12 protein-coding genes and 1 tRNA gene are annotated in these 13,772 nt (G+C 69.8%); 3 read left to right on the top strand and 10 right to left on the bottom strand.

The window, feature by feature from the left end; all coding sequences use genetic code 11:
* Nucleotides 1-141 precede the first annotated feature (141 nt).
* Both BJEO58_RS10750 and BJEO58_RS10745 read left to right on the top strand, forming a co-directional pair.
* A complete protein-coding gene (locus BJEO58_RS10750; protein ID WP_101589477.1) occupies nt 142-1,215 on the top strand; it encodes a transglycosylase SLT domain-containing protein in 1,074 nt (357 codons plus the stop codon).
* Nucleotides 1,212-3,176 carry a protein kinase domain-containing protein gene (locus tag BJEO58_RS10745; RefSeq protein ID WP_101589476.1) on the top strand — a complete coding sequence of 655 codons (1,965 nt, stop codon included), beginning with the start codon at nt 1,212-1,214 and terminating at the stop codon, nt 3,174-3,176. Before BJEO58_RS10750 ends, BJEO58_RS10745 begins: the two co-directional genes overlap by 4 nt.
* Nucleotides 3,177-3,269: 93 nt before the next feature.
* Here BJEO58_RS10745 and BJEO58_RS10740 read toward each other — a convergent pair whose 3' ends face one another.
* The 5 genes from BJEO58_RS10740 to gcvH are packed head-to-tail and all read right to left on the bottom strand — an operon-like array spanning nt 3,270 to nt 7,703.
* A complete protein-coding gene (locus BJEO58_RS10740) occupies nt 3,270-4,337 on the bottom strand; it encodes a threonine aldolase family protein (protein WP_246075981.1) in 1,068 nt (355 codons plus the stop codon).
* Nucleotides 4,334-5,734 (bottom strand): class II 3-deoxy-7-phosphoheptulonate synthase, encoded by a 1,401-nt coding sequence (locus BJEO58_RS10735; RefSeq protein ID WP_101589475.1) that lies wholly within the window; start codon nt 5,732-5,734, stop codon nt 4,334-4,336. The genes BJEO58_RS10740 and BJEO58_RS10735 overlap by 4 nt, the downstream gene beginning before the upstream one ends.
* A gap of 42 nt (nt 5,735-5,776) precedes the next feature.
* Nucleotides 5,777-6,394 (bottom strand): bifunctional nuclease family protein, encoded by a 618-nt coding sequence (locus BJEO58_RS10730; RefSeq protein WP_101589474.1) that lies wholly within the window; start codon nt 6,392-6,394, stop codon nt 5,777-5,779.
* Between the two features lie 11 nt (nt 6,395-6,405).
* Nucleotides 6,406-7,299, bottom strand: a complete 894-nt coding sequence (locus tag BJEO58_RS15390) for an FHA domain-containing protein (protein WP_101589473.1) — start codon at nt 7,297-7,299, stop codon at nt 6,406-6,408.
* On the bottom strand, nt 7,299-7,703 hold the full coding sequence (gene gcvH / locus BJEO58_RS10720) for a glycine cleavage system protein GcvH (RefSeq protein ID WP_101589472.1): 405 nt from the start codon (nt 7,701-7,703) through the stop codon (nt 7,299-7,301). The genes BJEO58_RS15390 and gcvH overlap by 1 nt, the downstream gene beginning before the upstream one ends.
* 184 nt (nt 7,704-7,887) lie before the next feature.
* Between gcvH and BJEO58_RS10715 the strand changes: the two genes are divergently transcribed.
* Nucleotides 7,888-7,964: transfer RNA gene (locus BJEO58_RS10715), tRNA-Pro, on the top strand.
* 55 nt (nt 7,965-8,019) lie between these two features.
* Here the strand turns inward: BJEO58_RS10715 and BJEO58_RS10710 are convergent.
* The 5 genes from BJEO58_RS10710 to BJEO58_RS10690 form a co-directional block, all read right to left on the bottom strand.
* Entirely contained in the window at nt 8,020-9,792 is a 1,773-nt protein-coding gene (locus BJEO58_RS10710) for an ATP-binding cassette domain-containing protein (RefSeq protein WP_101589471.1), read from the bottom strand.
* Nucleotides 9,789-11,447, bottom strand: coding sequence for an ATP-binding cassette domain-containing protein (locus BJEO58_RS10705; protein ID WP_180951914.1), 1,659 nt, complete (start codon nt 11,445-11,447; stop codon nt 9,789-9,791). Before BJEO58_RS10705 ends, BJEO58_RS10710 begins: the two co-directional genes overlap by 4 nt.
* Nucleotides 11,448-11,560: 113 nt before the next feature.
* Complete coding sequence (locus tag BJEO58_RS10700; RefSeq protein ID WP_101589469.1) at nt 11,561-12,163, bottom strand: DNA-3-methyladenine glycosylase I; 603 nt, start codon at nt 12,161-12,163, stop codon at nt 11,561-11,563.
* Nucleotides 12,164-12,165: 2 nt separating this feature from the next.
* The gene (locus BJEO58_RS10695) at nt 12,166-12,861 is read right to left on the bottom strand and encodes an alpha-ketoglutarate-dependent dioxygenase AlkB family protein (RefSeq protein WP_101589468.1); all 696 of its coding nucleotides are present in this window, start codon (nt 12,859-12,861) and stop codon (nt 12,166-12,168) included.
* A gap of 60 nt (nt 12,862-12,921) precedes the next feature.
* Nucleotides 12,922-13,752: a thioesterase family protein gene (locus BJEO58_RS10690; RefSeq protein ID WP_101589467.1), complete on the bottom strand. Its 831-nt coding sequence runs from the start codon at nt 13,750-13,752 to the stop codon at nt 12,922-12,924.
* Nucleotides 13,753-13,772 lie beyond the last annotated feature (20 nt).

Below are 13,772 nucleotides of genomic sequence, written 5' to 3'. Positions count from 1 at the left end.
ACTCGGGGCGGCCCACCGCCTCCCCCTCATCGCGACACGCCCGCCGGGTGCCGCCGGATCACCGCCCAGCCTGGATACGCTGTCCCCGTCTGCATGATGCCGACTTCCCCCTAGAGCACCGGACCACCTGCAGGACGGATGATGACATTGTCGACGGAGCACCCCGCGCCCACCGCGAGCCGCCGGGATCGCGCGCGGACTTCCGCCGCGCCGGACCCCTTCACGGTCTCCGCGCTGCTGTCCTCTCCGGCGGACGCGCCCCTCCCCCCGGAATCCGACCACGCACCCGCGCTCCCCATCGACGTCACCACTGCACCGGGCTTCACCTCCGGGACCGCTTCGGAGTCCGTGCCGGTCGCCCACGGCGGCCGCACCTATCGGGTCCGCAAGGGCGATGACCTGGTGAGCGTCGCGGCACGTTTCGGCGTGTCCGTCCCGGCGCTCGTCGATCTGAACGGCCTGTCGCGACGGCCCCACCTGCGACCCGGTCAGATCGTCTCCCTGCCCGAACGCCAGGTGACCGACGGGCCGGCCACCGACCGCGCACGCCCCGGGGACACGCTCCAGTCGATCGCCGCGCGGCACCGCCGCAGTCCAGCGGATCTGCAGCGCGCGAACGCCATGGGGACCTCACAGCTCCTCGTGGAGGGAGAGCTGCTCAACCTGTCCGGCACCGGCGCGATGAGTGCCCGGCCGCGGATCGACGCACAGGACCTCCCCACCCTGTCGGCACCCGCAGAGGGCCATCCCGACGACACCGTCCAGGCGGCGCGCATCAATCGACGCAGTCTCTCAGCGCGCGCCGTCCCGTCCCGCAGGGCAGCACGTGCACTCGTCGACCGGCTCGCGCGAGAGCAGGGCTTCGACCCGCACCTCGCACTCGCCGTCGCGCAGACGGAGAGCGGCTTCAACCATGCCGTCGTGAGTCCTGGGAACGCGATCGGGATCATGCAGACGACCCCTCACGCCGTGCATTGTGCCGCGCACACGATCGGCCGCACGCTCGATGTGCTCGATCCCGCAGACAATGTGACCGCGGGCGTGACGATCCTCGCATCGCTCGTCGAGCGCGCGCAGACTCAGACAGAAGCACTCCACGGCTACTACCAGGGGCTCACCTCCGTCAGGACGCACGGGCCGTACCGCGACGCACAGAGGTTCGCGGCGAATGTGCAGATCCTGGCCGACCGGTCCCGAGCGGAGGGAGGACGATGACCACGCTCACCGATCCGCTGATCGGTCAGGTGCTGGACGACAGGTACCGGATCGACGATGCCGTCGCGCGCGGCGGCATGGCAATGGTCTACAAGGGCACGGACCTGCGACTGGATCGCGTCGTCGCGCTCAAGATCATGCACCGCCACCTGCTCGACGACGAGGGTTTCGTCGAGCGGTTCCAGCGAGAGGCACGGTCCGCTGCGACCCTCATCCATCCCAACCTCGTGGCAGTGCATGACACAGGGCGCGACGGCGACTCGGTGTACCTGGTCATGGAGTACCTCCCCAATGTCACGCTGCGCAAGGAGCTCCGCCATCGGGGGACCCTCACACCGCGACAGGCCGTCATCGTGCTCGATGCGATCCTCGCGGGACTCGAGGCGGTCCACTCCGCGGGGATGATCCACCGCGACCTCAAGCCGGACAATGTGCTGCTCGGAGCGGACGGTCAGATCAAACTAGCGGACTTCGGCCTCGCCCGTGCCGTGAGCGCGGCGACCACCACGAAGACGCTCATGGGCACTGTGGGCTACGTCGCACCGGAGCTGGTCACCCGCACCGGCGCGGACGGCCGCACCGACCTCTACACCGTCGGCATCATGCTCTACGAGATGCTCACCGGCTTCCAGCCGTACACCGACGACGTCGCCATCCAGGTCGCCTACCGCCACGTCCACGACGATGTGCCGCCACCGTCGGACGAACGCCCCGGGCTCAGCCCGCGCTTCGATGCTCTGGTGCTGTGGGCGACCTCCCGCGACCCGGAGGACCGCCCCCAGACCGCGACGGCGCTGCGCGAAGCGGCCGCGGAGGCACGAGCCGCCCTGACGGACGAGGAGCTGGACCTCGACCACGAAGAGGCTCTGGACGACCCGGCCTTCGCCACCCGTCCGCTCCTGGTGCCGACCGCGACGATCCTGGGGCCCGGCGCCGATTCCGCTCCTGTCCGCACCGGCGCGGGAACCGACGAGATCCCCTACCTCGACGACGAGTCCTCAGCGGATGACCCGTCGATCGGGGCGCCAGCAGGCGCGGCGGCAGAGACAGACGAGGCCGAGGCATCGGTGACCGATTCCTCGCAGGACGGCGTCCCAGCGACGGCAGCGGCTGTCGCCGGGACCTCGGCGGCGGGCCCGGATGCGTCCGTCAGCCGGAGGCGACGGCGTCGCGGCGTGCTGCTGGGGCTGGTCGCGGTCCTCGTCACCGCGCTCCTCACGGTCGGTGCGGCAGTCGCCCTGACGGACCGCGCGACGGTGGTGCCGGACGTCACCGCCGGGCAGGACCCCGAGGAGTTCATCAGTCTCGTCGAGGATGCAGGCCTGCGTGCCGAAACCGCCGACGGCCACAGCGACACGATTCCCGAAGGTCGCATCCTCGATGTGGACCCGGGAGCGGGAACCGAACTCGACCGCGGGTCGGTCGTCACGGTCACCGTGTCGCAGGGCGAAGAGCTCTTCACGGTCCCGGACGTCACCGGGTCTGCGGAGGCGGATGCGCGGACGACCCTCGAGTCAGCGGGCATGGTGCTCGGCAAGATCACACGCGAGTTCTCCGACGACGCACCGGAGGACGCTGTGGTGAGCCAGGGCACGCCCGGCGGCGAAACGGCGGCGAAGGGCACACCGGTCGACCTCGTCATCTCGAAGGGCGTCGAGCCCGTCTCCGTCCCCATCGTGACCGGGCTCGACTACGACACGGCGTTCGGGAACCTCGCCCGCGAAGGCTTCCGGATCTCCCGCGACGACGAGTACTCCGACGACGTCGCGAAGGGCAAGGTCATCTCGCAGTCCCCCGACGGCGGCCAGGACTCGGACGACGGGGCACTCGTCATGCTGACGGTGTCGAAGGGCAGAGAGTCAGCAGACGGATCATCGGGTGACGGATCAGCCGAGGACGATTCGGAGTCCGACGGGTCGAGTTCACCGGACTCGGACGAGTCCGACTCGAACGACGACTGATCGTCCTCGACCGACGACCGACGACTGGCGGTTCGCGGACAGCGAGTCTCCGGCTGAGGGCGGCGACTGGCGACGCGCGCCGAAGAATGTCGGTCAGGCTGCGCCCGCGGACTCTTCGGCGAGCTCTGCGAGGATGCGTGCGGTGTCGCGCGCCTGCTCCTCGGTGACGTCCAAGTGGGTGACGAGACGGCATTCGTCCTGGTTCATCGCGATGATGCGCACGCCGCGGAGCTCGGCCGACCGCGCGAAGTCGTCGGCTGATACGCCCGCAGCACCCGTGCGCAGCAGGACGATGTTCGTCTCGACGGCCCCGAGATCGACGAAGGCGGGGACCGCTGCGGCGACCTCCTGCGCGATGAGCGCGGCGTGCGCATGATCATCGGCGAGTCGGTCCAGATGATGGTCGAGCGCGTGGATGCCCGCGGCCGCGAGGATACCGGCCTGGCGCATCCCGCCCCCATAGCGCTTGCGCAGGTAACGAGCCTCCTCGATGAGCCCGGCGGAACCGGTCAGCACACTGCCGACCGGCGCCCCGAGCCCCTTCGACAGGCAGACGCTCATCGTGTCCACCACCGCGCCCTGATCCGCGAACGACGTCCCGGACGCGACGATGGCGTTGGCGACGCGGGCACCGTCCATGTGCGTGCGGATGCCGCGAGCATCGGTGAGCCCACGGAGTCTGCGCAGCTCACTGATGTCCGCGACGCGCCCCCCGGAGAAGTTGTGCGTGTTCTCCACTGCGATGAGGGCGGTCCCGACCTGGTTGTACCCGCGGGCGTCTCCCGCCAGGGCGATCGCGTCGTCGGCGCACAGCGTGCCGTCGGGAGAGATCCACGTGCGGCTCGTGACGCCGGCGATCGCGCCGTGGCCGCCCACTTCCGAGCGCAGCACGTGTGCACGGGACTCCGCCAGGAGCTCCTGCCCACGGCCCACGGAGACGGCGACTCCCAGCATGTTCGTGAGGGATCCCGATGGGCAGAACAGGCCGGCCTCGTGGCCGAACATCTCTGCGAGGCGCGCTTCGAGAGCATTGACCGTCGGGTCCTCGGCATAGACGTCGTCACCGACCTCCGCCTCCGCCATCGCCTTCCGCATCGCGGGGGTCGGACGCGTGAGCGTGTCGGACCGAAGATCGATCACGGGCGCCGACCGATCACTCACGCGCGAGTGGCCTTCGTGAGCAGCTCTGCCACCTGGAACGCCATCTCAAGCGACTGGTCGTGGTTGAGACGGGGGTCGACCAGTGTCTCGTAGCGGCGACGCAGGCCCTCCTCGTCGATCTCCGCTCCGCCTCCGAGCACCTCTGTGACGTCGTCGCCCGTGAGCTCGACATGCAGGCCACCCGGGATCGTGCCTGCCTCGGCATGGGCGTCGAAGAAGCCGGAGACCTCTTCGACCACGTCTTCGAATCGTCGGGTCTTGAAGCCGTTCCCGGAGGTGATCGTATTGCCGTGCATCGGGTCGCAGACCCACGCGACCTGCGGCAGCTCCGCGCCGACCTCGGCCAGGAGGGTGGGGAGCTTCTCGCGGATCTGCCCGGCGCCCATCCGGGTGATGAAGCTCAGGCGGCCGGGGGTGCGCTCCGGATCGAGCTTGTCGACCAGGCGCAGGACCTCGTCCTTCGTCGTCGTGGGGCCGAGCTTCACACCGATCGGGTTGTGGACGCGGGACAGGAAGTCGACGTGCGCGCCGCCGACGTCGCGGGTCCGCTCCCCGATCCACAGGAAGTGACCGGAGACCGCGTACGGGTTGCCGGTCCGCGAATCGATCCGGGTCAGCGCGCTCTCGTACTCGAGCAGCAGCGCTTCGTGAGCGGCGAAGAACTCGACTGAGTTGATCGCGTCGAAGTCCGCCCCGCACGCTGCCATGAACTTCAGGGCACGATCGATCTCGCGCGCGATCTGCTCGTAGCGGTGGTAGTTCGGATTCGACCCGAGGAAGCCCTGGTTCCAGTCGTGGACGCGCCGCAGATCGGCGAAGCCGCCCTGCGTGAACGCGCGGATGAGGTTCAGCGTCGAGGCAGAGATGTGGTACGCCTGCAGCAGGCGGTTCGGGTCGTGGCGACGCCCTTCCGGGGTGAAGGCGTGATCGTTGACGATGTCACCCCGGTACGACGGCAGTGTGGTGCCTTCACGGGTCTCCGTGTCCGATGACCGGGGCTTGGCGAACTGACCGGCCATGCGGCCCATCTTCACGACCGGGACGGATCCCCCGTAGGTGAGGACCGCCGCCATCTGGAGGACCGTCTGGATGCGACGCCGGATCTTGTCCGCCTCCGCATCCGCGAACGTCTCTGCGCAGTCGCCGCCGGTGAGGATGAAGGCCCTGCCCGCCGCCGCATCCGCGATGCGGCTCCGCAGCAGGTCCGCTTCACCCGCGAAGATGAGAGGCGGCACCGAGCGCAGTTCCGCCAGGGCCGTCTCGAGCTCCGCCGCATCCTGATAGGTGGGCTGCTGCTGGGGATCGAGCCCGCGCCACTCGTCGAGCCCTGCGAGGGTCTCCGGGGTCGCGCGGACGGATCCCACAGCATCGAAGCGCGGGTCAGCGTGGAAGCTCATATCGAGCCTTTCTCTGGTCGTTCGTGTCGAGCGCGAGGAGCGTCAGCGGCCATCCGGATCATCCGCGGACGGATCGTCATCGGGCTCATCGGACTGCTCGGACGCATCTGACGGGTCGGGTTCAGCTGTGTGACCGGGTGCGGCGTCGTCGGAATCCGGAGCGGATTCTGCTGAGCCATCCGCTTCCGCATCGGGACTGAAGTCTTCGGCCGATACGTGATCGAGGAACTCCCGGAACTGCGCCACAGCGTCCTCATCCGGTTCAGGAGCGTCGATGCCGTCCTCATCGAGGACGGATTCCGCCACGTACACGGGTGCATCGGCCGTGAGGGCCAGGAGCACCGCATCGGATGGACGTGCAGAGATCTGTTTGCCGTCGCTCGTATCGATGCGCGCATAGAACGTGTGCTCCTCCCGTCCTGTGACGGTCACCCGCTCGATGCTCGCACCGTAGCGGTCGAGGACGTCCAGGAGCAGCTGGTGCGTCAGCGGACGAGCGGAGATGAGCCCCTTCTGCGTCATCTGGATGAGCGCCGATTCCGACGACCCGATCCAGATGGGCAGATATCGCGGCCGCTCGACCGCCTTGAGGACGAGGATCGGCTGGTTCGCGGGAAGCTCGATCCTGACTCCGACGACTTCTACTTCGAGATCCGCCATCTGTTCCGCGCTCAGCTGGTCCGCGGACGCTGCTGGAAGATCATGCGGAACTTCCCGATCTGCACGTCCGCACCGTTCTGGAGCTCGATCGAATCGATCAGCTGGCGACCCACATAGGTGCCGTTGAGCGAACCGTTGTCCCGCAGGGTGAAGCCCGAAGGCGTCCTCACGAACTCCGCGTGCTTGCGCGAGACCGTCACATCGTCCAGGAAGATGTCCGCATTGGGGCTGCGTCCCACTGTGACGACGTCCGTGTCGAGCAGGATCTGCGCACCGGCGTCCGGTCCGGAGACGACGACGAGGAGCGCGTCCGTCTCATCGAGGTTCTGCAGATCGGGGACAGGGTGGATCTCGCCCGTATGCGGGTCCAGGATGCCGGAGAACTGGGGATTCCCCTGGCTGCCCTGCTCCTGTCCCGCCGCCGGCGGCTGCCCGGCCTGCGGGCCGTTCCACTCCTGCGGAGGTCCGCCCTGCGTGTGGCCCTGGGAGCCGAAGGCGTGACCGGGCTGCGCTTCAGCGTTCTGATGCTGAGGCCCCGAGCCGAACTGCCCCGGCTGCTGCTGCGCCCACTGCTGGTCGACCTGTGCGTGGCCCCAGGCCTGAGGCTGCGAGCCCTGCTGACCCTGGTCGTACTGCTGCTGGTCGTACTGCTGCTGGCCGTACGGGCCCTGGTCGTACTGCTGGGGCGCAGCCGGCTGCGCCCAGCCCTGCGGGCTGTGCTGCTGGGGAATGGGCTGCGAGCCCTGGGGCTGCTGCTGAGCGTCGTACTGCGGTTCCTGCGGAGCCTCCTCCGGCGCACCCTGCTGCTGGTTCCCGAAGGGGAAGACATGGGGTGTCGCGGACGTCGACTCCTGGCCCTGCCACGGCTGCTGGCCGTCGGGGAACCCGCCGTTCTGCTGGGACATCAGGCTCCTTCGCTTTCGACCGCCGCACGGTATGCGGCGGCGTCCATCAGTGCGTCGACCTCTGCGGGGTCGGACAGTCGGACGTCGTAGATCCAGCCGCCCGAATACGGATCGGAATTGATCGTCTCGGGGGCGTCCTCGAGTGCTTCGTTCACGGTGATGACATCACCGGAGACCGGCGCGACGAGGTCGGACACGCTCTTCGTGCTCTCCACCTCACCGCTCGACTCACCAGCAGTGACAGTGTCCCCGACGTCAGGCATGTCGACGAAGACGACGTCACCGAGTGAGTCCTGGGCGAAGTCGGTGATGCCCACGCGAACGACCGATTCGTCGTCGGTTCGGGCGACCCACTCGTGCTCTGCGGAATAGTGCAGGCCTTCGGGAAAGGTGAGATCAGCCATGTCAACTCCTCCTCGTCAGGTCAATCCATCCCAGCATAGCCGCATCGGTGGCGCAGATCGCATTCCGGTGACGTGGACCGCCCCACTTCGGCGCCCACCCCGTGCCGTGCGGGCCACCGCCACCAGAATTTGCCCTGTCGCTCAGCATTCGGATAAGGTCATCCACGGTTCATCGCAGATCCGACGGGCTATGGCGCAGCTTGGTAGCGCGCTTGACTGGGGGTCAAGAGGTCGTGGGTTCGAATCCCGCTAGCCCGACCAGCTGAGGAATGCCGGGACATCGTGCAGACGATGTCCCGGCATTCCTCATTCATCGTCACCTCTCGAGCAGACGCCCGAAGGCTCCTGCCTCCTCGCGCAGCTGCGCCGTCCGTCCCTGCTCGACGAGCCGTCCCGCATCGATGACTGCGACGAACGCATCGTCCGGCACCAGGTCCACCCGGTGGGTGATCTCGAGAGTCGTGGTGCCGGGCCGGGCGGCGTCCAGACGTGCGCGGACGGACGCGGCTGTGGCCTCGTCGAGCTGGCTGAGAGCTTCGTCCAGCACGAGCACCTGCGGCCGGGCGAGCAGTGCACGTGCCAGTGCGAGCCGCTGGAGCTGTCCCCCGGAGACCTCGGTCCGCCCCGCGGCCAGCACGCTGTCGAGGCCGAACGGCAGCGCTTCAGTCCACTCTGAGAGCCCCACCACCTCGAGCGCTGCCCGCACCTGCTCCGCAGACGCTTCAGGTGCCGCGAGCGTGAGATTGTCGAGCACTGATGCCGCCAGCAGTGTGGGTCGCTGATCGACGAGCGCCACCCGTGATCGGAGTGCGTCCAGCTCCAGCGCAGCCACGGACACACCGTCCAGGCGAACCTCTCCCGCCTGAGGATCCCATGCCCGCAGCAGCAGGGACGCCATCGACGACTTCCCGCTGCCGGACACACCGACGACGAACGACCACTCCCCTGCAGGGAACTCGACGCTCACATCCTCCAGCGCGGTTCCTGCGACCACCCCGGAGGCCGGGTCGTCTCCTGCGTCCCCGGAGTCGGTCACCGCGTACCGGAGGGTCACGCCGCGGTACTCCACGCTGGGCCGCTCCGACGCCTCTGCCGGATCCAGTTCCTGCGGCCGGCGCGGATCCATCACTGCCGGCGGCGCGTCGACGATCGCCCGCAGCCGCTGAGCCGATGCGAGCGCCGCATCGAGGCCTGCCATGAAGCCGTCGACCCCGCGCACGGATCCGCGCAGTCCCACCGCCACCGCGAGCGCACTCGCCACGTGCCACAGTCCGTGTCCCGTGGCCGCACCCGCGGCGACCAGCACGATCACCGCTGCGGCCTGGACCAGGTCGATGATCGCGGTGCGGATCCCCTGCACCGCCCCCGAGGCCGAACGCGCCCGGGTGAGCCCGTCACCCGCTGCGTCGAGCTCCGCGAGGCGGCGCTGCTGGGCTCCCAGCATGAGGACGTCCCGGACGCCGTGCACGTCGTCTCCCACCTGCGCGGCGACTGCGCTTCGATCTGCGGCGACCTGCCGCGCTGATCGCCACACGGTGGGTGCGGACACCAAGGGGACCACGAGCACCGCGAGGACGAACGGCAGGAGCAGGAGTGCCGAAGACCTGTCCACGGCGATGCCGAGCCAGGTGAGGGCGATCGCCGGAGTGAGGACCGCGGAGACGGCCGGCGGGAAGGTGTGGGCGAAGAAGACCTCGATCCGGTCGATGTCGCGCGTCGCGGTCTCCGTGAGTGCTGCACCGGCCCGCCCCCTGGTCGCCGCCGGGGCCTGCGGGACGAGTGCGGCGAAGAAGAGCGCGCGCAGACGCTGGAGCGCGGTGAACGCCACCCAGTGCCCCGCGTAGTGCTCGGCGTAGCGCAGGGCCGCTTTGAGCAGGGAGGCGCAGACGAGCAGTCCGGCGAGCTCTCCGAAGCGGACGCCGTCGCCCGCCGCGGCGCGCACGATCGCGTCCGCCATCACGACGAGGAGTGCGACTCCCAGCAGCTGGGAGATGACCCGGGCGAGTGCGGCCAGCAGCAACGGCGCGAGGAGCCCCTCCGCGTGCCGCATGAGCCATCCGGCAGTGTGCGCCCTGCGCGCGCGGCTCATGACCGCACCCCCAGGTCCACGACACGGTCTGCTGCGAGGACGGCTCCGGGCCGATGCGCGATCATGAGGACCGTGCGCTCAGCGGCGAGCTGATCGAGCGCTTCGAGGATCCGAGCCTCTGCCGCGAGATCGACCTGTGAGGTCGGTTCGTCGAGCACGAGCAGCGGCGCGTCCTGCAGCCACGCACGGGCGATCGCGAGCCTCTGCGACTGCCCGCCGGACAGGAGAGCGCCCTGCTCCCCCACCTGGGTGTCGAGCCCGGCGGGCATCGCCGCGACCTCCTCGCGGAGGCCCGCCCGGGCGAGGGCGTCCCACAGCTGCGCGTCGTCGGCCCCGGGTGCTGCGAGGCGCAGGTTGTCGGCGATCGAGCCGAGGAAGAGGAACGCTCTCTGCTCGACGGCTGCGATCCGACCGCGGACGGCTCCGCTATCTGTGAGCGGGTCCAGCCCCTCGACCCGCACCGTTCCGCGCCGCGGCGCGAGGTGGCCCTGGATGAGAGCGGCGAGCGTCGACTTGCCCGTCCCGCTGGGGCCGACGAGCGCGACCCGTTCGCCGGGCTCGACCCGCAGCGAGATGTCCGTGAGCACGTCGGCGCCGCCTGGCCAGCCCGCGCTCACGCCGACCAGCTCGATCACTGCGCCGCGCGAGCCGGTCGCGGGAGTCCGCCCGCCCGTCGGCGCTCGCTCGACCCCGCTGTCCCCGGAACGCAGGAGAGAACCGATCTGCGCCTGGCTCGCACGTCCGGCGATGCCGATGTAGAAGAACTGCCCGACGACGTCGACGGGTCCGATCACCAGAGTGGTGAGGAGCATGACCGTCAGGCCGTCGCCCACGCTCATGTCACCGTTCGCCACGCGCAGGGTCCCGACCACGGCGGCTGCGACGATGACGGCCAGCGAGAAGGCCGCGTCGACGACCAGGATGAGTAGCTGGTTGACTCCCAGCATGCGCATCAGGGTCTGCCGATGAGACTCCCCGCGCGCGGCGAGCACGGCGGCCTGACGGTCCGCCGCACGTGCGTACACGAGTGTCTCGAGTGCCTGGACCGCGTCGAGGAAGGCACTGGTGAGTGCCGCCTGGGATCTCCGGTAGGCCCCGCCCACCGGACGGACGAGGCGCTGGAAGCCGCCGATCAGCAGGGGCACCAGCAGGATCAGCACAGCGAGGATGCCTGCTGTCACAGCGTCGACTGCGAGCGCCATCACCAGCAGGACGAGCAGCGGGATCGTGAGCGATGCCGTGATCGGGCCCAGGAACGAGGCTCGGTACTGCGCGGCCTTCTCCACAGATGTGGTCGCGGCGGCGAGGAGCCGTCCGGTCTGGGCGGAGGCTCGGACGGAGCCGCCGCGGAAGACGGATGACACGACGGCGCGGCGCAGGCGGGTCTCCGTGGTCGACGCCGCCCATTCACCGAACCAGGCTCCCACGCCGGAGCACAGCGCGGCGACGAGGGCGCAGGCCGCGGCGAGGGCGTACCGACCGCGCTCGCCTGCCCATGAGCCGGCTCCTCCGTCGGCCGGGGCGTTCGCCGTCCCCGCCGGGGACGCTCCGCCGTCGAGCCCCCTCCCAGCGGGCAGCAGGTCGACGACGTCGCCCAGGAGGACGAACAGCAGCGCTGCGGCGAGCGCGGAGACCCACCCTAGGGCAACGGACACGAGGAGCACCCAGCGAGGGGTCGCGTGCCGGACCCGCGGGTCCAGTGGGCCGGAGGGAGGCCCGGCGCTGCGAGTGCCAGGCGCGCCCGCAGCGGTGCGGCCGATCGGACGCGTCACGTGTCCCACACCCCGGACGTGCCCCTCCTGTGCGACCCGAGGAGATGCGTGTCCACGAGGCCCAGCGCCTCCATGAGCGCGAACATCGTCGTGGGCCCGACGAACCGGAAGCCCTCCTTCCGCAGCGCGCGGGCGAGCGCACGCGACTCGTCCGACTGTGTGGGAACGTCCGCGACGGTGCGCGGCCTCGGTGTCTCCCGGGGCTGGAAGGACCAGATCAGCTCCGCGAGCCCTCCCCTGTCCCGCAGCGACACGGTCGCCTGCGCATTGCCGATCGTCGCGGCGATCTTCGCGCGGTTGCGGACGATGCGGGCGTCGGCGAGCAGGCGTGCGGTGTCCGCCTCGTCGAACCGGGCGACCGCGTCCGGGTCGAAGCCCGCGAAAGCCTCGCGGAAGGCCGAACGCTTCCTGAGGATCGTCGCCCATGACAGCCCGGACTGGAACGCCTCGAGGCTGAGGCGCTCGAAGAGCCCCTGCTCGTCGCGGACGGGCATCCCCCATTCCGTGTCGTAGTACGTGCGCAGGAGCGGATCGTGCGCCGCCCACTGAGGCCGTGCGCGGCCGTCGTCCCCCACCACGAGGCCCGTGGTCTCCGTCATCGTCATCCTTCCAGCCCCGTCTCCCGCAGGGTGATGTTGATGCGGCCCGATTCCAGCCCGGTCTCCGCTCGTGCCGTGCCGGGGTGGATGGTGGGGACCGCGTGATAGGCCATCCGTGAGGGGCCCCCGAAGACGAACAGGTCGCCGGACTCCAGGAGGATGTCCTCGTACGGCTTCGTGCGCGTCTCGGTATTGCCGAACCGGAAGGTGCAGGAGTCCCCGATCGACAGGGACACGACCGGTGCCGGAGACCTCTCGTCCCGGTCCTGGTGCATCCCCATCCGCGCCGCATCATCGTAGAAGTTCACGAGCGCGGTGTCCGGTGTGTAGCCCCCCTCGAGGTGGAGGGACTCGGCCGACGTCCTCGCCTGCTCTCCGTACGCCGCGTCGATCGCGCTGCGTCCCAGACGGATCATCCAGTCCGGCATGTCGAGGACGTCGTTGCCGTTCACATCCACAGCATCCCGCGAGTACGCGTAGGGGCGCCAGTGCCACCCCAGGCACACGGTCTCCACACTCATCTCATGCCCCCGGACCGTGGCCGAGCGCGGAGGCACCGGCCCCGCCGCCCACTCGTGGAAGCGAGCGACGAGCCATGCCTGCTGCGGCGGACTGAGGAACCCGGGGACCCAGACGGCGCCCGGAGCCACCTCACGGCGGGGACGCTTCAGCAGATCATCTCCGAACAGGGCGTCCATCGCCCCTCCTCTCGCTCCTCGTCACCGTGGTCGCAGCGCTGCCGCGGTCCGACCGCCGACTCACACGCCCTTGAAGTACACGAGCTGCGTCGTCGTCGCGAGCAGCTCACCGTCCTCGCCCCACACGTGGCCGATCTGGTCGAAGTGGCCCTCGTGGAAGCGCGAGGCCGCGGCCCGGCACAGGAGGTGCTCACCCTGGGCGGCCAGGGCCTCGGGTGCGGTGTGGAAGTACACGGTGTAGCTGACGGTCCCCGCCGGCGAGGGTGTGCCCGTTCGGGCGAAGATCCGCGGGAAGAACACGTCGCAGGCCGCCGCGAGGGACACGTGGTCCCACGGGCGCCGCTGCGCCTGCGACACCCACATGACGGTCTCCGATGATGCGGAGGCCGCGGTCGGAGGGCCGGACACGATGCGGAAGACGTAGTTCTCCATCCACGGCAGGGCCATCGTGTAGGGGGTGATGTCGACGTCCGCGGGCACGGGGACGTCCGGGACGGACAGCTCCGTATCGGTGAACGTCTCGCGCCCCCGGGCGAGCAGCGCGGTGCCGGTGAGCACCGTGCCCGATTCCTGGTCGATGCGCACGGTCCAGTGCTGGTTCGACCGATTCGTCCGCACGGGGTCGACGACGACCTCCATCGTCCCCTCATCGACCGGCGCCGCGAAGTTGACGGTGAGCGCGGCGGGACGACCCTGCGCCCGGGGATCCGAGGTGATGCCGGCGAGCGCCTGCGCCGCGGTCGCCCCGCCGTAGGGGCCCACCATGTTCGCCCACGCAGGATGCGTCCTCGCGGTGACCGTCCGCGGACCGCCGAGCCCTGCGCCGGACGTGGACTGCGCACCGTCGGCCGGATCTTCCATAGCAATGAGAGCATCGAAAGAGTGAGTCATGAGCCGATCGTATCCGGGCT

It is taken from the genome of Brevibacterium jeotgali (genome assembly GCF_900169175.1).
GTDB classification, from domain to species: Bacteria; Actinomycetota; Actinomycetes; order Actinomycetales; family Brevibacteriaceae; genus Brevibacterium; species Brevibacterium jeotgali.
The sequence above is the reverse complement of the archived record's forward strand: the minus strand, read 5'-3'. Positions and strand labels throughout refer to the sequence as shown.

Coding starts and splice junctions, on each gene's coding strand:
- gcvH (WP_101589472.1), bottom strand. CDS start 7,703: ATGGCTGATCTCACCTTTCCCGAAGGCCTGCACTATTCCGCAGAGCAC.
- BJEO58_RS10710 (WP_101589471.1), bottom strand. CDS start 9,792: ATGAGCCGCGCGCGCAGGGCGCACACTGCCGGATGGCTCATGCGGCAC.
- BJEO58_RS10730 (WP_101589474.1), bottom strand. CDS start 6,394: ATGGCGGATCTCGAAGTAGAAGTCGTCGGAGTCAGGATCGAGCTTCCC.
- BJEO58_RS10735 (WP_101589475.1), bottom strand. CDS start 5,734: ATGAGCTTCCACGCTGACCCGCGCTTCGATGCTGTGGGATCCGTCCGC.
- BJEO58_RS10690 (WP_101589467.1), bottom strand. CDS start 13,752: ATGACTCACTCTTTCGATGCTCTCATTGCTATGGAAGATCCGGCCGAC.
- BJEO58_RS10750 (WP_101589477.1), top strand. CDS start 142: ATGACATTGTCGACGGAGCACCCCGCGCCCACCGCGAGCCGCCGGGAT.
- BJEO58_RS10745 (WP_101589476.1), top strand. CDS start 1,212: ATGACCACGCTCACCGATCCGCTGATCGGTCAGGTGCTGGACGACAGG.
- BJEO58_RS15390 (WP_101589473.1), bottom strand. CDS start 7,299: ATGTCCCAGCAGAACGGCGGGTTCCCCGACGGCCAGCAGCCGTGGCAG.
- BJEO58_RS10700 (WP_101589469.1), bottom strand. CDS start 12,163: ATGACGGAGACCACGGGCCTCGTGGTGGGGGACGACGGCCGCGCACGG.
- BJEO58_RS10695 (WP_101589468.1), bottom strand. CDS start 12,861: ATGGACGCCCTGTTCGGAGATGATCTGCTGAAGCGTCCCCGCCGTGAG.